Origin of the sequence: Enterococcus saigonensis, from assembly GCF_011397115.1 — a bacterium.
GTDB classification, from domain to species: domain Bacteria; phylum Bacillota; class Bacilli; order Lactobacillales; family Enterococcaceae; genus Enterococcus_C; species Enterococcus_C saigonensis.
The window spans coordinates 352,689-370,484 of record NZ_AP022822.1; the positions used below are offsets into that span (position 1 = coordinate 352,689).

19 protein-coding genes and 2 pseudogenes are annotated in these 17,796 nt (G+C 35.5%); 18 read left to right on the forward strand and 3 right to left on the reverse strand.

Features of this window, described 5'->3' with window-relative positions; genetic code table 11:
* Window positions 1-37 precede the first annotated feature (37 nt).
* The 4 genes and pseudogenes from EsVE80_RS01600 to EsVE80_RS01615 all read left to right on the forward strand — a co-directional run.
* Complete coding sequence (locus tag EsVE80_RS01600; RefSeq protein WP_173102158.1) at window positions 38-982, forward strand: 3'-5' exoribonuclease YhaM family protein; 945 nt, start codon at window positions 38-40, stop codon at window positions 980-982.
* Window positions 983-1,272: 290 nt separating this feature from the next.
* Window positions 1,273-2,034: pseudogene (locus EsVE80_RS01605) on the forward strand (P-type ATPase); the annotation flags it as partial.
* Window positions 2,035-2,129: 95 nt separating this feature from the next.
* Entirely contained in the window at window positions 2,130-3,089 is a 960-nt protein-coding gene (locus EsVE80_RS01610) for an IS30 family transposase (RefSeq protein ID WP_000222573.1), read from the forward strand.
* 10 nt (window positions 3,090-3,099) lie between these two features.
* A pseudogene (locus EsVE80_RS01615) lies at window positions 3,100-4,641 on the forward strand (HAD-IC family P-type ATPase); the annotation flags it as partial.
* Between the two features lie 167 nt (window positions 4,642-4,808).
* Here EsVE80_RS01615 and EsVE80_RS01620 read toward each other — a convergent pair.
* The 3 genes from EsVE80_RS01620 to EsVE80_RS01630 all read right to left on the reverse strand — a co-directional run bounded on the left by EsVE80_RS01620 (window position 4,809) and on the right by EsVE80_RS01630 (window position 6,736).
* Window positions 4,809-5,804, reverse strand: a complete 996-nt coding sequence (locus EsVE80_RS01620; RefSeq protein WP_173102159.1) for a peptidylprolyl isomerase — start codon at window positions 5,802-5,804, stop codon at window positions 4,809-4,811.
* A 122-nt stretch (window positions 5,805-5,926) separates the two neighbouring features.
* A complete protein-coding gene (locus EsVE80_RS01625; protein ID WP_173102160.1) occupies window positions 5,927-6,310 on the reverse strand; it encodes a YtxH domain-containing protein in 384 nt (127 codons plus the stop codon).
* Window positions 6,311-6,736, reverse strand: coding sequence for an HIT family protein (locus tag EsVE80_RS01630; protein ID WP_173102161.1), 426 nt, complete (start codon window positions 6,734-6,736; stop codon window positions 6,311-6,313).
* 170 nt (window positions 6,737-6,906) lie between these two features.
* Here EsVE80_RS01630 and EsVE80_RS01635 point away from each other — a divergent pair, with 170 nt between their 5' ends.
* The 14 genes from EsVE80_RS01635 to EsVE80_RS01700 all read left to right on the forward strand — a co-directional run bounded on the left by EsVE80_RS01635 (window position 6,907) and on the right by EsVE80_RS01700 (window position 17,577).
* Complete coding sequence (locus EsVE80_RS01635) at window positions 6,907-7,650, forward strand: ABC transporter ATP-binding protein (protein ID WP_173102162.1); 744 nt, start codon at window positions 6,907-6,909, stop codon at window positions 7,648-7,650.
* Window positions 7,643-8,854, forward strand: coding sequence for an ABC transporter permease (locus EsVE80_RS01640; protein WP_173102163.1), 1,212 nt, complete (start codon window positions 7,643-7,645; stop codon window positions 8,852-8,854). The genes EsVE80_RS01635 and EsVE80_RS01640 overlap by 8 nt, the downstream gene beginning before the upstream one ends.
* Window positions 8,855-8,971: 117 nt before the next feature.
* The gene (locus tag EsVE80_RS01645; protein ID WP_173102164.1) at window positions 8,972-9,751 is read left to right on the forward strand and encodes a phosphotransferase family protein; all 780 of its coding nucleotides are present in this window, start codon (window positions 8,972-8,974) and stop codon (window positions 9,749-9,751) included.
* An 86-nt stretch (window positions 9,752-9,837) separates the two neighbouring features.
* Window positions 9,838-10,494, forward strand: a complete 657-nt coding sequence (trmB, locus tag EsVE80_RS01650; RefSeq protein WP_173102165.1) for a tRNA (guanosine(46)-N7)-methyltransferase TrmB — start codon at window positions 9,838-9,840, stop codon at window positions 10,492-10,494.
* 117 nt (window positions 10,495-10,611) lie between these two features.
* Window positions 10,612-11,550, forward strand: coding sequence for a competence type IV pilus ATPase ComGA (comGA, locus tag EsVE80_RS01655; protein WP_173102166.1), 939 nt, complete (start codon window positions 10,612-10,614; stop codon window positions 11,548-11,550).
* On the forward strand, window positions 11,522-12,535 hold the full coding sequence (gene comGB, locus EsVE80_RS01660) for a competence type IV pilus assembly protein ComGB (protein ID WP_173102167.1): 1,014 nt from the start codon (window positions 11,522-11,524) through the stop codon (window positions 12,533-12,535). The genes comGA and comGB overlap by 29 nt, the downstream gene beginning before the upstream one ends.
* Before the next feature lie 15 nt (window positions 12,536-12,550).
* Window positions 12,551-12,874: a competence type IV pilus major pilin ComGC gene (gene comGC / locus EsVE80_RS01665; protein ID WP_408639863.1), complete on the forward strand. Its 324-nt coding sequence runs from the start codon at window positions 12,551-12,553 to the stop codon at window positions 12,872-12,874.
* The gene (comGD, locus tag EsVE80_RS01670; protein ID WP_173102168.1) at window positions 12,843-13,307 is read left to right on the forward strand and encodes a competence type IV pilus minor pilin ComGD; all 465 of its coding nucleotides are present in this window, start codon (window positions 12,843-12,845) and stop codon (window positions 13,305-13,307) included. The genes comGC and comGD overlap by 32 nt, the downstream gene beginning before the upstream one ends.
* On the forward strand, window positions 13,279-13,599 hold the full coding sequence (locus EsVE80_RS01675; RefSeq protein ID WP_408639864.1) for a hypothetical protein: 321 nt from the start codon (window positions 13,279-13,281) through the stop codon (window positions 13,597-13,599). The genes comGD and EsVE80_RS01675 overlap by 29 nt, the downstream gene beginning before the upstream one ends.
* Window positions 13,589-14,008 (forward strand): competence type IV pilus minor pilin ComGF, encoded by a 420-nt coding sequence (comGF, locus tag EsVE80_RS01680; RefSeq protein WP_173102170.1) that lies wholly within the window; start codon window positions 13,589-13,591, stop codon window positions 14,006-14,008. The genes EsVE80_RS01675 and comGF overlap by 11 nt, the downstream gene beginning before the upstream one ends.
* Window positions 13,986-14,369 (forward strand): competence type IV pilus minor pilin ComGG, encoded by a 384-nt coding sequence (gene comGG, locus EsVE80_RS01685; RefSeq protein ID WP_173102171.1) that lies wholly within the window; start codon window positions 13,986-13,988, stop codon window positions 14,367-14,369. The genes comGF and comGG overlap by 23 nt, the downstream gene beginning before the upstream one ends.
* A gap of 187 nt (window positions 14,370-14,556) precedes the next feature.
* The gene (locus tag EsVE80_RS01690) at window positions 14,557-15,558 is read left to right on the forward strand and encodes a class I SAM-dependent methyltransferase (RefSeq protein WP_173102172.1); all 1,002 of its coding nucleotides are present in this window, start codon (window positions 14,557-14,559) and stop codon (window positions 15,556-15,558) included.
* A gap of 20 nt (window positions 15,559-15,578) precedes the next feature.
* Entirely contained in the window at window positions 15,579-16,760 is a 1,182-nt protein-coding gene (locus EsVE80_RS01695) for an acetate/propionate family kinase (protein WP_173102173.1), read from the forward strand.
* Between the two features lie 58 nt (window positions 16,761-16,818).
* The gene (locus tag EsVE80_RS01700) at window positions 16,819-17,577 is read left to right on the forward strand and encodes a GNAT family N-acetyltransferase (RefSeq protein WP_232061243.1); all 759 of its coding nucleotides are present in this window, start codon (window positions 16,819-16,821) and stop codon (window positions 17,575-17,577) included.
* Window positions 17,578-17,796 lie beyond the last annotated feature (219 nt).

Genomic DNA, 17,796 nt, shown 5'->3' on the forward strand with positions numbered 1-17,796 from the left:
AGTTGTGACTAGAAAAAAGAAGTAAGAGGAGATTGCCATGAAAAAATTAAAAGATTTAGCCGTGGATGAAGAATTTCAAGCTTTTTTATTAATTAAAAATGCCGATGTTCGGTTAGCTAAAAACGGTAAAAAATTTATTGCATTTACTTTTCAAGATACGTCTGGTACGATTGACGGCAAGTTTTGGGATGCTTCTGAAGAAGAAATTAATAAATTTGCAGCAGGCAAAGTGGTTGCCTTACAAGGAAAACGTGAATTGTATAACGGTAATCCACAAGTGAAAATTGTTCATCTGCGATTAGCGCGTGCTGATGAACCTAGTGAACCCACGCAATATATGGAAAGAGCACCGCTTAAAAAAGAAGAGATGGAAGAAGAAATCAATCAAACTTTATTTGAAATTATCAATCCTCATTGGAATCGGATTGTTCGCTTTTTATTAAATAAATATCAAAAAGAATTTTTTGACTATCCTGCAGCTAAACGCAATCATCATGCTTTTGCTGGTGGTTTAGCCTATCACACAGTTTCAATGCTGCGTTTAGCCAAAGCAATCGTCAAAGAATATCCGGAATTAAATCCATCGTTGTTATATGCGGGAGTTATTTTACACGATTTAGGGAAAGTCGTGGAATTATCTGGGCCTATGTCAACGGAATACACTTTAGTGGGAAATTTGGTTGGTCATTTGGTGTTGGTAGATGAAGAAATTACAAAAGCTTGTATAGCTTTAAAATTTGATGAAAACGAAGAAGATATTGTCGTTTTACGTCACATGGTTTTAGCACACCACGGTTTGTTGGAATATGGCTCGCCTGTTCGACCACGTATTATGGAGGCTGAAATCTTACATCAAATTGACAATTTAGATGCTTCGATGCAAATGATGCTAACTTCTTTGCGCCAAACACAACCGGGAAATTATTCGGATCGTATTTTTGGAATGGATAATCGTAGTTTCTATTTGCCTAAAGATGTATAGCAACACATACTAAAAATAATAAAGTTTCATTTATACCACAATATTTATGAGAGAAATTGTTTGGTACAAATGAAGCTTTTTATTTATGCAAAAATAATGATTTTTCTTCTTTTTCGGCTATCAAAATGTGAGGTTTTTGAAAGTGAAGGTTAAATCTTCTGGAATTTAGTCATTTTTCTTAAAGTTTTTATAAACTAATTGATATTTTTATTGAATTTCAGTAAATAAAAATCTCCTATGTTATCTTTTTTTGTAGAGAATTTTCAAAGGAGATTACAGCTGTGGAAAAGATGAACGGTCTAAGCTTAGCTGAGGTGCAGTTACGAAAAGAACAAGGATTACAAAATAATTTTATTGAAAACGCGGCCAAATCAACACGGGCCATCTTTTACGATAATTTAGTTACATTATTTAATTTTTTAAATTTATTGATTGGGATTTGTCTTTTTTTAGTAGGCGCTTATAGCAATATGTTTTATCTGATTATTATTTTAGTCAATATCATAATTGGGATTTATCAAGAGATTCATGCCCGTAATTTAGTCCAAAAGCTTTCAATTGTGAATAAAAAGCAGGTGAGCGTTTTTCGCGATGGGATTGAAATAAAGGTAGCTACTTCAGAGTTGGTCATAGAGGATTTGGTCAAAATAACTGCAGGAGAGCAAGTTCCTTCTGATGTAAAAGTTATATGTGGCTTTGCTGAAGTTAATGAAGCAATGTTGACAGGAGAAGCCGATTTAATTGCTAAACAGGCTGGGGAAACCTTATTGTCGGGAAGTTTTTTAGTTAGTGGAGAAGTATTCGCACGAGTTATCCATGTGGGAAAAGATAATTATGCCGTAAAATTAACCAATGAAGCGAAAATGCATAAACCGCTTAACTCAGAATTAATTCGGGCAATTCGTCAGGTAACAAAGTTTACTAGTTTTGTCATTATTCCTTTTGGTCTACTCCTGTTTTTAGAAGCTTATATTTGGCGTGCAAGCGGAATGAAAGAAGCAGTGGTGGTTTCTGTTGCAGCTGTTTTGGGAATGTTGCCTAAAGGTTTAGTTTTCGCCGATTGTAAAATTAAGCTAGACAACTAAAAAAGTCATTTGTGCTACACTCAAAATAGTTCCGTCCAAAGAATTATAAGGAGTGAGTACAAATGACCTATACCCATCTTACAACGGATGAACTTGTAATGATAGAGTCTTATTTCAAAATAAATCAATCTGTTGCGAAAACTGCGCATTGCTTGAATCGTTCAAGACAAACGATCCATAAAGTATACCTGTTCTTCAAGCAAGGAAAATCAGCCTTAGAGTACTATCAACAGTATAAGAAAAACAAATCAAACTGTGGTAGACGCCCGCTTGTTTTACCTGAGGAACAATCAGAATATATTCAAAGAAAGGTTGTTCAAGGATGGACACCCGATGTGATTGTTGGTCGTGCAGCGTTTCCTATTCGTTGTTCTGCTCGTACCATTTATCGTATGTTCAAAAAGGGGCTATTTAATCCTTCTGACTTACCGATGAAAGGCAAGCGTAAACCAAATGGACATCAAGAAAGACGTGGAAAACAAGCTTTCCGTCGCTCTATTCATGAACGTGAAAAAGATTATAGCCAATTCTCAAATGAGTTTGGTCACCTTGAAGGTGACACTATCGTAGGTTTGAAACATAAAAGTGCTGTAATTACCTTAGTTGAACGATTATCAAAAGTTATCATCACATTGAAACCGTGTGGTAGACAAGCGATTGATATTGAAAACAAATTAAATCATTGGTTTGAATCTGTACCGAAAAATCTATTCAAATCCATCACTTTTGATTGTGGAAAGGAATTTTCAAATTGGAAACAGATCAGTAATGCCAATGATATTGCCATTTATTTCGCTGATCCAGGAACGCCGTCTCAAAGAGGCCTAAACGAGAATTCTAACGGATTGTTACGTAGAGATGGTTTATTGAAATCTATGGATTTCAATTCAGTAGATGAATCTTTTATTCAATCTGTCGCATCGAAACGAAATAATATTCCTAGAAAATCACTGAATTATCGAACACCTTTGGAAGTATTTTTGAGTTACGTAAGTATTGATGATTTGTCTAACTTAATTTGACAATTAAGATTTATTAATTAGTATCGCACTAACGACAGGGGTTACCAAATTAGCCAAAAAGAGAATTTTGGTTCAAGATATGTATGCAATTGAAACACTGGCACATGTTGATACGCTTTGCCTGGATAAGACGGGGACGATTACAGAAGGAAATATGCGCGTTTTAAAATTCCACAGTCTACAAAAAGAATACGAAGTACAACTGCCGACTATCATAGGGAGCTACTTAAAAAACAGCACAGATTGTAATGCAACAATGCAAGCCTTGCGAAATTATTTTCCTGAAAAGAACCTTTATACTGCCAGTCGTGTAACCCCATTTTCTTCAGAACGAAAGTGGAGCAAAATGGATTTAGCGACAATTGGAACAGTGTACTTGGGAGCCCCTGAACGTATCTTGGCAAAAGAGCATATTCCGGAGATAGTTTTTACAGCACAAAAGGCAGGGCTACGGGTATTAATAATTGCAGTAGCAAAAACCTCAGAAGAAAAAGAGGCGCGTCGTGCAATTGCCGTAATTGAAATTGAAGATATTATTCGAAATAATGCGGCCCAAACACTCGCCTATTTGGATCATGAAGGAGTAGCGTTAAAAGTTATCTCAGGTGATAATCCAGTGACTGTCGCCAATATCGCTAAGCGAGCGGGACTGTTACATTACGAAAAATATATTGATTTAACAACTTGTGAAACTGATGCTGAGATAAGACAAGCGGCATTAGACTATACCGTTTTTGGTCGTGTTACTCCTCAACAAAAGAAATTACTAGTTCAAGCTTTGAAAAAAGCCGGTGGAACGGTGGCAATGACAGGTGATGGTGTCAATGACATTTTGGCACTGCGAGAAGCAGATGTAAGTATTGCAATGGCAGATGGTGATGCCGCAACGCGTCAAATCGCCAATTTGGTATTGTTGGATTCAGATTTTACCACCTTACCAGAAGTCTTATTTGAAGGACGACGAGTAGTAAACAATGTGACCAAAGTTGCTGGTATTTTTTTCATTAAAACCATCTATTCTTTCTTATTATCTATTATTTGTTTATTAAGCGTCCGCGCGTTTCCTTTCCTCCCGATTCAAATCACACTGATTGACTTGGCAATTGAAGGGTACCCTTCTTTCTTTTTATCTTTTGAGGAGAATCAAAAGAAAGTCACTGGAAAGTTTTTACCTACCGCACTTCAAGCAGCTTTGCCGAATGCTTTATTAATAGTTGTGAATATTTTGACGGTACAATTATTGAGTAGGCAAGCAAATTGGTCACAAGTACAAGTTACTACTTTAATGTATTATCTATTAATTGGGATTAGCTATTTAGCGGTAATTAAAGTTTGTTTACCACTTAACCCATTGCGGGTATTTCTGATAGCCACTACAATTGGTGGAATTTATGTTGCTGCAATGTTGTTTGATAAAATTTTAGAAATTAATTTTTTAACATCGGCAACTATTCCTATATTTATTATAGGGATGCTAGTGAATGGTATTTTGTACAGTCTTATAACGTGGTTCATGAAGAAAAGACAAAATAAGATAAAGAGCGTGCACTAGGTGAATTCATTTTTTAAAAGAAAATTTCGTTAAGTTTTTTTGTCAGTACAAGCAAAAAGTCCTCTGGTTTGAAAGTTAAAATAACTTTGACCAGGAGGACTTTTCTTTATTTAAGGTTGCAGTAGATACATAAGTTTAACTACCAGTGTAGCTGTCTTATTTTTTAATTATTTAGATTCAGCCGTTGAGCTTTCTGCTGTTTTAGATTCTTCGGTAGAAGAATCTGCTTTTGAATCTTTCGTTGAGCTTGATTTTGTATCTTTTGTTTCAGCAGCTTCAATAAAGTCGCTTAAGATATTTTGTAAAGCATCATCTTTTACTTTTACATTAGCTTCTTTTAATTCTTGTCCGATTACTTTAGCAGAGAATGTAGAATCAGATGCTTTGGTATTGATGGCAATTTCTTTCAATTCTTTTTTGTAAGGGTCCATTGAATTGCCTTTAGCTTTGTTTTTATCCATCCGAACAACGTAATAGCTTGTCATCATAGTAGATTGGTCAGTAACCGGGATAACGTCAGAAATTTCACCATCCTTTAGTTTGAAAGCAGCGGTTTTAACATCGGCTGGCACGCTTGCTGTTTGAGAATCAAAGGAGATTTTGCCACCTTTTTCTTTAGTAGCAGAGTCAGTGGAACTCTTCTTTGCGATTTTTTCAAAGTCTGCGTCTTTTTTACTTACTTCATCTTTTAATTTTTTGGCTTCATCTTCACTTGCAGCAGCAATGATGTGTGCATCAACTTCTGGATGGAAAGAATCCCACGCTGTTTTTAAATCTTTGTCAGTAACTTTGACATGTGATTTAATACCTTTTTCTAAAGCAGCTTGTTGCGTTAAGTATTCTTTGAAAGTTTTCTTAGTGAAACCAGATTGTTCTAGTTGTTGTTCAAATGAATCGCCGTAAACTTTGGCTTGTTCATTGTATTGCTTATCAATTTCTTTTTGATCAACTTTATCACCATATTTGTCACCAAAAACTTTTAAAATAATCATATTACGGATTGTTTGTTGATTGTTAGATTCATATTTTGCTTGATCGTAAAAATCTGATACCGTGATTTTTGCACCTTTCATTGTGGCGATATCTTGGTCTTTGGCGCCACAAGCAGCAAGGGATAAAACAGCCATTGCACTGACAGCGGCTAATAACATTTTTTTCTTCATTTAGTTGAGCACTCCTGTATTTTCAATTTAATTTTCACAAATATTACTATAGCACATTCTGTTTTTAAAAAAAATCACTGGTTGGAAGTTTCAAACAAAATTCACACAATGGTCGTTTTTCTTTAGCTTTCCTTAGAGACTATCGGCATGTCTGTTGTAGATAGTGTGTCATTTGTAAATGCGTCGACATGTTCGGTTAACGTTTCCACTTGATCTTTAATCTGTGCGACACGCGGTTGGGCTTGAAATTTAAATTCTGTGATATCTTGCTGCAGACCTGACGTAAAAGCGGGAATAAGTTCTTGTGCTGTTTTTTGTGTTGTTTGCAGCGCGTTTTTGAAATTTGTTAAACGCGTATTCAATTCAAGAGTAGTCTCTGTGGCAAGCTCTAGTTCACGCGCCAACTTTTCTCTTGTTTCGTTACCGCTTCTAGGAACAGTGAGTAATGTCCCAACACCCCCGGCAACAGAGCCGACCACGAATCCTTTTAAGAAATTTTTTAACATTTATTTCACCTGCTTTGCAATAGCTTTGGCGATAGCTTTCATTTCATCTTCATTGTGCAGACCTTCGTGATTGCCAAAATGAACGGAGAAGTCATCTGTTTTTTCATAGCGAGGAATTAAATGTACATGGGAATGAAAAACGGATTGATAAGCTAGTTCTTTATTATTATTTAAAATATTTAGTCCGGCCATTTCCGGAAAAGCAGTTTCTAGTGCACGGGCAATTTTAGGAATACGAGCAAAAACTGCGCTAGCCAAGTCTTCATCGTATTCAAAAATATCGGTAACGTGTTTTTTAGGAATTACTAATGTGTGTCCTTGTGTAACTTGAGAAAGATCTAAAAAGGCGTAGACAACATCGTCTTCGTAAACTTTATAGCTAGGAATTTCACCTGCTGCGATTTTACAAAAAATACAATTTTCCATGAAGGTCATCCTTTCTTCTTGCTTGCAGCGTCGCTGCAAGATTTTAATCGATTTTGTTATTCTTACTTTACCACAACCAGCCAGTTTTTTTCAGAGAAAGGCTGTTTTTTGGTATAATAAGACTGCTATCAATTGGAATTTTAAAAGCCGAGATAAAGGAGCTTATCAAAATGAGTTTAATTGTTAAAGATCTAACAGGGGGCTACGGTCAGTTTCCTGTTTTGAAAAATTTGAATTTCTCCGTTGAAAAAGGGGAATTGGTAGGGTTAATCGGGCTAAATGGTGCTGGTAAGAGTACCACGATTAAAGAAATTATCGGACTTTTACAACCGCAAAAAGGCAGCATTAGTTTAAATGACGTAACCTTAAAAAAAGATCCAGAAAATTATCGGAAACAAATTGGCTATATTCCAGAAACGCCTTCTTTATATGAAGAGTTGACGTTGCGAGAACACATCGAAGTAACTGCAATGGCGTATGATATTGCGCAACAAGAAGCTATGAAACGAGCAAAGCCGCTGTTAAAAACGTTTCGCTTAGAAAATAAGTTAGATTGGTTTCCAGCCAAGTTTTCTAAGGGAATGAAACAAAAAGTGATGGTATTGTGTGCCTTTTTAATTGAACCCAGCCTTTATATTATTGATGAACCATTTTTAGGTTTAGATCCTTTGGCGATTAATGCTTTGTTGGAACTTATGAATCAAATGAAAAAAAATGGCGCGGCGATTTTAATGTCTACGCATATTCTGGCGACGGCAGAAAAGTATTGTGATCGTTTTATTGTCTTGCATGAAGGAGAAATCACAGCGCAAGGTAGTTTAGAGGAATTGCAAGAAACTTTTGGCTTGCCAGGAGCAGACTTAGACGAAATCTATTTGCACTTAACAAAAGCGCAGGTGATAGAGAATGCGTGACTTATTTAAAAAGCGTCTGAATTTTCATCAACGTCATATGCAAAAATATTTGCGGTATGTTTTTAATGATCATTTTGTCTTGATTTGCGTCTTTTTACTTGGTGGAGTGGGACTTTATTATTCAGAGTTCATTAAAACATTGCCTAATAACTTTTGGCCTGCAACTCTTGTGGTGTTAGTTGCCTTATTAGCAGTTTTACCAATTGGGCATTTTGCAACTTTGACCCAAGAAGCAGATATTGTCTTTTTGCTCCCCAAAGAAAGAGCTTTGAAAGACTATTTTAAAGCTGCGTTTAACTATTCTTTAGTGTTACCATTTTTTGTAGAACTCTTGATTTTAGGCTTTTTAATGCCACTTTTGGTCGCAACTAGTTCACTTGGATTTTCTGCATTTTTTATTTTGTTATTGAGTATGTGGTGTTTGAAGTTTGCCCACTTAAAAATTGCTACTTTGAAAATTTATCAAGTAACCACGACTTTTCTAAAACAAGCAGAGCTAACTTGGTTTGGAGTAGCAACAATTTCTTTGGCTGCTGGTATTTTTTTAAATCCATTTTTGGGCCTAGTTTTCGCGAGTATCACAGCAGTTGTGACACAACAAGTAGTAGCCAAAAGAGAAGATAATCTTGATTGGGAAAAAATGATCGACAAGGAAAAAAGTCGACTTCATCGTATCTACCAATTTATCAATCTTTTTACCGATGTACCAGAAATTACCGCAACAGTAAAACGCCGCGCCTATTTAGATGGCTTGTTGCAAAAAATTAAATCTCAACAAAGTAATACTTATTTGTATTTATATACCAGACGATTTGTCAGAGGTTCAGAATATAGCGGACTTTTTATTCGATTAGTTTTTATTGGTAGTTTGTTACTTTATTTCGTTCACGATCTTTATTTTAGTGTGGGATTAGGAATTCTATTTATTTATATGATTGGCTTTCAGTTAATTCCGTTATACAATCAATTTCGCTATATGGTTTTAACGCAACTTTATCCCGTTTCTAGTCAACAAAAAGCCAAAGCATTGCAATTTTTACTAGTGGTTTTATTAAGTGTAGCAGCAGTGATATTTGCTATCAGCGCAGGTTTCGCTCTTTCTTTATGGACAGAACGTTTCTTAGTAATTGCTGCATATTTTCTCATGGTATTTTTCTTTACACACTGGTATGTTCCAAGTCGTTTAAAGAAGATGGCGGCATAATGGGAAATAAAATAAAAAAGATCTTAAAAAAGCTCGTAGGGGAACGTATATGCGCTTGACGATAAGGCGTGAGACCGCTAGAATGGGGGTACTTTTGTTTTGAAGGAGGACGGAGCAATGGATATTCAGTTAGGCCAAGAATGGAATTTAAGTCCCATTAAAGGCGATACCGGAAAAGCGTATGTTGGCTCTCGAGAAAACGATAAAGTTTTTGTGAAACGCAACACGACACCAATGCTTGCAGCTCTTTCAAAAGAAGGAATTACCCCGCGTTTAATTTGGACAAAAAGAACGGGAAATGGGGATACTTTTTCCGCACAGGAGTGGCTAGAAGGAACGATTTTAACAGCTGAGGAAATTGGGAAACGAAATGATGTTGTAGACGTGTTGTATCAATTGCATCACTCACAATCACTAAAGCGAATGTTACAAAAAATAGGTGGAGAAGTTTTAACACCGAAGATGATGTTAGAGCAATACAAAAGTGCTTTAGCTAATCCCATTGCAGAGAATCGCTTTTTACAATTAGTTTTACATTATTTAAAACATAATGTACCAGAATTTACTAAAGAAGATGTGGCGGTTGTTCATGGAGATGTGAATCATCGCAATTGGCTGGTTTGTCGTAATTATTTATATTTAGTGGATTGGGATTCTATTTGTTTTAGTGATCCAGCCGTAGATATTGGAACTTTTTTAGGCCATTATTTACCTAAATCTTCTTGGAGCCGCTGGTTAATGAGTTATGGCATGATGCCAAGCGGTGCTAATCTTGAAAAAGTTTACTGGTACGCCTTGATGTCACTGTTACAAGAAGTCAAAAAATATTACGTTCGTGGTGATTTTGACACGATGAATGAAGTCATTATTCAAATTAAGCGAATTTTTAGTGAATAGAGCGATGTCTTAGGCGGAGGCTTTTGACCTTGCTCTTTTTTTGTGAGCTATCGTAAATTTAGTTAGGGATAAGAAAGGAAATGAATATGCGAGTAAGAAAAAGAAATGGTGCTGAAGAAATGCTCTTGGCCCATCCAGAAATTATTATTGCACAACCAACTGCCCAAAAAGGCAAATGGCATGAAGTATTTGGGAACACACACCCAATTCATATTGAAATTGGAATGGGAAAAGGTCGTTTTATTAGTGGTATGGCAAAGCAGAATCCAACAATTAATTATGTTGGTATTGATATGCAAGTAAGCGTGGTTTCCCATGCGCTAGATAAGGCGCTAGAAGCTGAAGTAGACAATTTACGCTTATTGCACGTTGATGGTTCGGCTTTGACTGAATATTTTGCAGATAATGAAATTGATCAAATCTATTTGAATTTTTCAGATCCTTGGCCTAAAAAGCGTCACATCAAACGCCGTTTAACCTCACCTGATTTTTTAGCTGTCGATGAAACTATTTTAAAACCTAAAGGAGAAATTCACTTTAAAACCGATAATCAAGGTTTGTTTGAATATTCTTTAGCTAGTTTTTCGCAATACGGGATGACGTTAAAACAAGTTTGGTTAGATTTACACAACAGTGATTTTCGCGACAATATTATGACCGAATACGAGGAAAAATTTAGTACCAAAGGACAGCCGATTTATCGAGTAGAAGCACAATTTGCAGATAAAACCAAAAAAAATTAATACATTTTTCCCTAAGCGTCGTCTCTATTAAAGAGGCGACGCTTTTTTTACATAAAATATATAGTGTTAAATAAAAAATTTTGTTTTTGGCGTATCTTTTTTCGAGGAGGAAAGAAGATGAATGTCACCAAATTATCCGAAGAATTAATTGTGTATGGGAAGGCGCATAAGATGGAAGATTTATATATTACCCCGGTAAAAGAACAGTGGCAGTTGCAATTTCGTCAAGGAAATAGGCGTACGCTTTTTGATTGTCTTACAAAAGAGAATGCTGAAAAATTAATTGCACGTTTCAAATATTTAGCGCAAATGGATGTAGGAGAGAAACGGAAAGTACAATTAGGAGCTATTACTTATGAAACTGTGAAAGGTGAGCAGCGCTTGCGTCTTTCTGTTGTTGGAAATTACAAAGGTAATGAAAGTCTTGTGATTCGTTTTTTACAACCTATGGCGGAAGTTGCGCATTTCTATTTTCCAGAACAATTGAACATTGTAGCAAATAGGATTCAAAAACGCCGATTATATTTATTTAGCGGACCAACAGGTTCTGGCAAAACGACCTTAATGTATCGTTTAGCAAAATTAAATGAAGAACAAGTTATTACCATTGAAGATCCTGTTGAAATTGAAGAGAGCACTTTTTTGCAATTGCAGACCAATGATGCGATTGGGCAAACCTATGATACATTAATTCAATTGGCTTTACGTCATCGTCCGGATTGTCTCATCATTGGCGAAATTCGAGATACTTTAACAGCTAAAGCAGCTATTCGTGCGGCGTTAACCGGCCATAAAGTTTTTGCTACGATTCATGCCGCTAACTTGTCAGAAACCAAAAGTCGTTTACGCGATTTATTACCGATTAAAAATGAGTTGGATTACTGTTTAGGCGGGATTATCTATCAACGTTTACTAACGGATACAAAGGGAAGGATCGCTAGTTTGTTAGCCTATCAATTTGAGAGTGAGCTGCCTTTTTCAAACTGGCAACAAAATTTGACGCAATTACTTAAAGAAGGAAGAATTGATGAAAAAATTTACCAACAAGAAGGCTGAAAAACAGCGCTTTGTTAAAACATTAGCAGATTTATTATTAAGTGGCTTTACATTATTGCAAGCCATTGCGGTTATTCAGCGGAGCCATGGGTTTGATGAGATGAAAGTAGTGAAGTTTCGCGATAATTTGGCAGCAGGAATCTCATTAAGCGAAGTCTTTGAGTCTATTGACTTTAATGCTAGCGAAATTGCGCAAGTTCAGTTAGCAGCAGAACAAGGTTTGTTAGCAGAGACGTTACGTCAAATTGCAGAGCAATTGCAACTGGCTGCTAAGCAAAAACAAGCACTACGACAAGTTTTGAGTTATCCATTACTACTATTAATTTTTGTTGGCGGTGTGATGATTAGTCTACATCAGTTTTTATTACCGCAATTGTTGGCTTCTGGAATGGTACAAAAAAATCATTGGGCTATTTTATTTCTACACTACAGTCCTTACGTTCTGTGTGCTTTCATTTTTCTAGTGTTTATAACCTCTCTTCTAATTAAACAATACTTGAAAAAAATTTCTGCAATTCATCAGGCAAATATTTATAGTAAAATTCCTATTTTTAATCAAATTTATCGCTTATTTATGGGAAGTTATTTTGCTTTAGAGTGGGGAAAACTTTTTCAACAAGGTTTAGAGATTAATCAAATTATTCAAGTAATGCAAAAAACAACCCCTAATTCGCTGTTAAGTCAGCTGGCCAGTGAGTTGGATAAGGCATTGCAAAAAGGGGAGCCCTTAAGTAAGAAATTGCAAGACTATGGTTTTTTACCGCAAGAATTTAGTTTAATTGTTTTTCAAGGCCAAGCGACGGGAAAGCTTGGTATAGAGCTGGTTTTATATAGCCAATTATGCAGCCAAACATTAAACAGTAAAATTGAAAGGGGGATTCGTCTCATTCAGCCGCTTGTATTTGTTGTAATTGCAATTTTGATTATTAGTGTTTATGGTGCCTTATTCTTACCGCTGTATGGCAATTTGAAGCTGTATAACTGAAAAAGGAGAGATAATATGAAATGTTTAGGCGATATATATAAACGTCTGCAAATGGGAAAGAAAACGCGATTACCAGGATTTACCATTATCGAGATGTTAGTTGTACTATTTATTATTAGTATTTTATTATTACTCTTTGTACCAAATTTATCAGACCAAAAAGACAAAGCCGAAGAAGGAAGTGAAAAAGCGATTGTAAAGACGGTAGAAACTCAAATTGAATTGTTTAAATTAAACAATCCAGATGGTGTTGTAAATGAAGAAAATATGGTGCCAGAGTATGTTTCAACACAACAGTGGGTGATTTATGAAAAACATAATGATGAGACTGTACAGTAATGCAAGTCATACCGCTTTTACGATTGCTGAATCTTTAGTTGTACTTGTTGTTATCACTGCTTTTTTGTTAATTCCCACTTTAACATTGCAACCTTTAACTGAAAAAATGAGAGTTGAATTATTCTTAGCAGAGTTCGAACAAAATTTTTTGTTATTGCAACAGACAGCCATTGCACAGCAGGTCGCTACGACACTTGAAATTGATCGCCAGGATCAGGTATTACAATTTAAAATTTCTGAGCAAAAAAGCTATCCGCATTTACAAATCCCTTCAGAATTATCTTGCGTAATGCCAGATAAAATAAATATAAAAGAAAACACTGGTAACTATTCGCAGATGGAAACAATAACTTTTAAATGGAAAAATAGAAAATTGATCGTTAAATACACATTTCAGATGGGGAGTGGTCGCTTTGTCAAAAGCATCATCTAAAGCGTTCATTTTGTTGGAAGCTGTGATCTCACTTGCCATTTTAACAGGTTGTGCCCTAGTTTTAATTTTTCAACAACAGCAACTGTTAAATCAAAGTAACAAAGCTAAGCAACGTTTGACGCAAAGTAGGATTATGTACGAAGAAGCGCGAATTATCCTACGCCAGGGTGGCAGCCACGATGAAGTGATACAGTATGGAGCAAAAAACTACTACATCATTTACTCTTCCCAAGAGTATCGTTTTTCTTGTAGAGAAGATGACAAGGTAATGGAGGTGCAACTTGAAAATTAGAGGAGTTACATTGCTGGAATGTTTAGTGGCCTTACTTATTTTCAATATGTGTTTATTACTAATTAGTGGGCTTCTTTTAAAAACAATTCGGTTAAAAGAAGTACTCATCCAAAGAGAAGAACAAGAATTTGCGACTTTTATGTTGCAATTAGAAAATGAATTACAAGATACAACCCTTGTTTCGTGTACAGCAGCAGTATTAAAATGCAAAAATAGTTTGGGACAAATCATTGCTATCGAAAAAGGGAATAATATGATTCGCAAAAGAGTCGACAAGGCAGGTCATCAGCCTCTTTTGATGGATGTTTATCATTTGCATTTTTCAAAAGATTTCGCAACGAAGAGTGTAATGTTAAAAGTTTTTTTTCAATCAGGGAGGGTTTGTTATGGAAAGTGGGTGGAAAATTAACCCCAAAGCTGGCGTCTTATTAACCACACTATTATTAGTTGGATTGTTAAGTTTGCTTAGTTACAGTGTGCTAACACATCATTTTATTACTGTAACAGCTACAATAAAAACAGAAAGATTGTATCGCGCCAAAACAATGAAAGAACTATTTTTAGTTTACTATTTCACACTTTCAGATCAAGGACAACAAAAAGGCCTAGTGAAATTTACACAGGGGCAATGTCATTTTTTTAAAGAAAATGAAGTATTAGATTTAGTTGTTCTGTTAGATAAAGAGACATTTCATTTTTCGGTTAGTGAAACAGAACTGACGAAGCTTTCTGAACGTTTTAAAGATAACAAAAAATCTGTTTCTTATTGAGAATATAACAGCTGCTGAGAAAACCTTACCATTTGTGTTTCTCAGCTTTTTGGTATCCTTATCAAAAAAGCTGTATGTTCGTAGTTTCACAAACAAAAAAATCAATTTTTGATTGATAATTTTGAGGGAATCAGCTATCATTAAACAGGTACAAAAGGTGTTATAATCTCCAGAAAGAAGGTGTCATATGTTTCCTGATCAATTCGAAAAAGCTTTTTCATTGAATCTTGAAGCCGTCCAATTGTTGCAAAATGCATTGGGGTCCTCATTTCTGGATGCTTACATCGAGAATGTGGAAAATCAATTGGATGGATTTAGTGTGCGGGTATTAGCGGGTGTTCCAAATGCTGAAACTGTTGGAAAAATCGAAGCATTGTATTCTGAGCTAAAGAAAATTTCTTTAGCAGGAGAAGATTTGCGTAAATTATCCCAGTTACTTTTATTAAAAGGTAGTAAGACAGAACAGTTACAAGCTAATCATCAGCTAACGCCAGATGGATTAGGATTTTTATTCGTTTATTTGTTGGAACAGTTATATTCTGACAAGAAACAAGCATTAACTATTTTTGATCCAGCGGTGGGAATGGGGAATTTATTATTAACGGCCCTATTAAACCTTAAAATTGCCGGTTATGAAGCAAAAGGTGTTGGTGTCGATATTGATGATACTCTATTAGCGGTTGCAGCGGCTGATACAGAGTGGACTAAAGGAGATATGCAGCTTTTCCATCAAGATAGCTTGCAAGACTTATTATTAGACCCAACAGATGCTGCCATTTCTGATTTACCAATTGGCTATTATCCTAATGATCAAAAAGCGCAAGATTTTATCACCGGTGTTACACAAGGGCATTCATATGCCCATCATCTATTGATGGAACAAGCAATGAATTACGTAAAAGAAGCGGGCTACGGTCTGTTTTTAGTACCAAGCAATTTATTGGAGTCAAAACAAGCAACACAGGTTAAAAACTGGTTGGCTAAAAAAGTCTTTTTACAAGGTTTAATCCAATTACCAGACCAGCTTTTTCGCTCCGAACAATCACGCAAAAGTATTTTAATCGTACAAAATCGCGGTGGCGATGCTAGCCAAAAAGAAGTCTTTTTAGCAAAATTAGCTTCATTAACTGATGAAAAAGTCATTGCTAAATTCTTTAAACAATTTGAAGAATGGAAATTAGCCAATTAATTATTTAGAAGGAGAGTACCATGTCTAAAACAATCGCAATCAATGCAGGAAGCTCAAGTTTGAAATGGCAACTATATCAAATGCCAGAAGAAAGTGTTGTCGCTAAAGGAATTGTGGAAAGAATCGGTTTAAATGATTCAATCTTCACAATTAAATACGGCGAAGATAAAAAATATAACGAAGTTGTAGATATTAACGACCATGAAGTCGCTGTTAAAATGCTGTTGGATAAATTAATTGATTTAGAAATTTTAGCCAACTATGACGAAATTACTGGCGTAGGTCATCGTGTCGTGCATGGCGGTGAAACATATAAAGATTCTGTTGTTATTGATGATGAGGTAATGGAAAATATCCAAGCGTTGGCTGAATTTGCACCACTACATAATCCAGCTAATTTAATGGGAATTAAAGCTTTCAAAAAAATCTTACCAGAAATTATCAGTGTGGCTGTTTTTGATACGTCATTCCACGCATCAATGCCAAAACACAACTACTTGTATAGTCTGCCAATTGAATATTATAACGACTTCAAAGTGCGTAAATATGGCTTCCATGGCACTAGTCATCGCTATGTTTCTGAACGAGCAGCTGAAATGTTAGGTAAACCAATTGAAGAATTAAAAATTATTACGTGCCATTTAGGAAACGGTGCTTCAATTACTGCTGTTGATGGCGGGAAATCTGTTGATACATCAATGGGCTTCACACCACTTGCAGGTGTAACAATGGGAACACGTTCTGGTGATATTGATCCAGCCGTTTTACCATATTTAATGGACAAATTAAACATCAACATTGAAGAAATGGTTGACATTTTAAATAAAAAATCTGGTTTACTTGGTTTAACAGGTCTTTCAAGCGACATGCGTGATCTTGAAGCAAACTACGACAAAGAAGAAGTAAAAATTGCTTATGATGTCTTCACTGACCGTATTCGCAAATACATTGGCGGCTACGTAACAACAATGAACGGTGTAGATGCAATTGTCTTTACGGCGGGTATTGGGGAAAATGATGCTCACGTGCGTAATGAAGTTATTAAAGGTATGACTTGGTTTGGTTGCGAAATCGATTCAGAGAAAAATAAAGTTCGTGGCGAAGAATTAGACATTTCTACGCCAGAATCAAAAGTAAAAGTACTATTAATTCCAACTGACGAAGAATTAATGATTGCCCGTGACGTAGAACGTTTACGTTAATTTAGAGCTTAATTGTCATTTTTAAACATCCTATGCTTATAATAGTATAGGATGTTTTTTGTCTATTATTTTTACGATTGGAGAATATATGCGTGCAATAACAGAACAATTTGCTCTTGATATTGGTTGCTCCATAGCTGACTTAACTACAGATGTTTTTTGTTATGGGCAACCGACAAAAGAAATGTTTTCCTATCATCGATTTGCTGGCGTTGCGCTTATTTATCAAGGAAAACTTTATGTACGGGTAAATAGCGTACCTTTACTGGCGCAATTAAGAAAACAATATCAAGGCAAAAATAATCAGTGGTTTTTTGAATTACAAAATATTCAAACTTTCCAAGCGATTTTAGAAAAAAATGGCTATTCTTTAAATGAGTGGGGCACGTTTTTACTTCCTCAACAAATAGTCAATACAGAAGATGAGGCCATAAAAATTTTTTATGAAGAAGATATTAAGCAATTTAAAAATCAAAAGAATTTTGATCAATGTTTCGCTGATAGCGATGAAGACCCTGACAAAATAGGGGTTGCCTATCAAATGAATGGTGAAATTATCGGGATGGCTGGCTGTAATGAAAATGGCAAATACTGTTACGAAATTGGTATGAATATTTTGCCACATTATCGCAAACAAGGATTGGCTACAAAGTTAATTCAAAAACTTACAGCTGAAATTAGGCATAGGACGAATAATAAGAAGATTCCAGTTGCAAGAACAGAATTTTCACATACAGATTCTATTAATGCTTTTTTGAATGCAGGATATAAAATGGGCTGGACGGCGATTAGTTTTGTGAAAAGAGGGGATATGTAACTCAGATCAGTAAAAATAGTTAAGTATTTTTAAATCATAGTTGGACTTTGTAGTGTACCAATTACCCGCGAAAACGTATTATTGAATAGCTAAGAGATAAAGAATAGCCAAACTGGTTTTTACTGGTTGGCTATTTTTTCAGCAAAAAAATCTAAGAAACTATTGACCAATAAATAGAAATCGATTACACTAAAAACACAAAACGTCATATAACGTTAT

Bases quoted from the DNA above. Each gene is read 5' to 3' on its own strand.
- EsVE80_RS01600 (WP_173102158.1), top strand. From the start codon at position 38: ATGAAAAAATTAAAAGATTTAGCCGTGGATGAAGAATTTCAAGCTTTT.
- EsVE80_RS01610 (WP_000222573.1), top strand. From the start codon at position 2,130: ATGACCTATACCCATCTTACAACGGATGAACTTGTAATGATAGAGTCT.
- EsVE80_RS01620 (WP_173102159.1), bottom strand. From the start codon at position 5,804: ATGAAGAAAAAAATGTTATTAGCCGCTGTCAGTGCAATGGCTGTTTTA.
- EsVE80_RS01625 (WP_173102160.1), bottom strand. From the start codon at position 6,310: ATGTTAAAAAATTTCTTAAAAGGATTCGTGGTCGGCTCTGTTGCCGGG.
- EsVE80_RS01630 (WP_173102161.1), bottom strand. From the start codon at position 6,736: ATGGAAAATTGTATTTTTTGTAAAATCGCAGCAGGTGAAATTCCTAGC.
- EsVE80_RS01635 (WP_173102162.1), top strand. From the start codon at position 6,907: ATGAGTTTAATTGTTAAAGATCTAACAGGGGGCTACGGTCAGTTTCCT.
- EsVE80_RS01640 (WP_173102163.1), top strand. From the start codon at position 7,643: ATGCGTGACTTATTTAAAAAGCGTCTGAATTTTCATCAACGTCATATG.
- EsVE80_RS01645 (WP_173102164.1), top strand. From the start codon at position 8,972: ATGGATATTCAGTTAGGCCAAGAATGGAATTTAAGTCCCATTAAAGGC.
- trmB (WP_173102165.1), top strand. From the start codon at position 9,838: ATGCGAGTAAGAAAAAGAAATGGTGCTGAAGAAATGCTCTTGGCCCAT.
- comGA (WP_173102166.1), top strand. From the start codon at position 10,612: ATGAATGTCACCAAATTATCCGAAGAATTAATTGTGTATGGGAAGGCG.
- comGB (WP_173102167.1), top strand. From the start codon at position 11,522: ATGAAAAAATTTACCAACAAGAAGGCTGAAAAACAGCGCTTTGTTAAA.
- comGC (WP_408639863.1), top strand. From the start codon at position 12,551: ATGAAATGTTTAGGCGATATATATAAACGTCTGCAAATGGGAAAGAAA.
- comGD (WP_173102168.1), top strand. From the start codon at position 12,843: ATGAAAAACATAATGATGAGACTGTACAGTAATGCAAGTCATACCGCT.
- comGG (WP_173102171.1), top strand. From the start codon at position 13,986: ATGGAAAGTGGGTGGAAAATTAACCCCAAAGCTGGCGTCTTATTAACC.
- EsVE80_RS01690 (WP_173102172.1), top strand. From the start codon at position 14,557: ATGTTTCCTGATCAATTCGAAAAAGCTTTTTCATTGAATCTTGAAGCC.
- EsVE80_RS01695 (WP_173102173.1), top strand. From the start codon at position 15,579: ATGTCTAAAACAATCGCAATCAATGCAGGAAGCTCAAGTTTGAAATGG.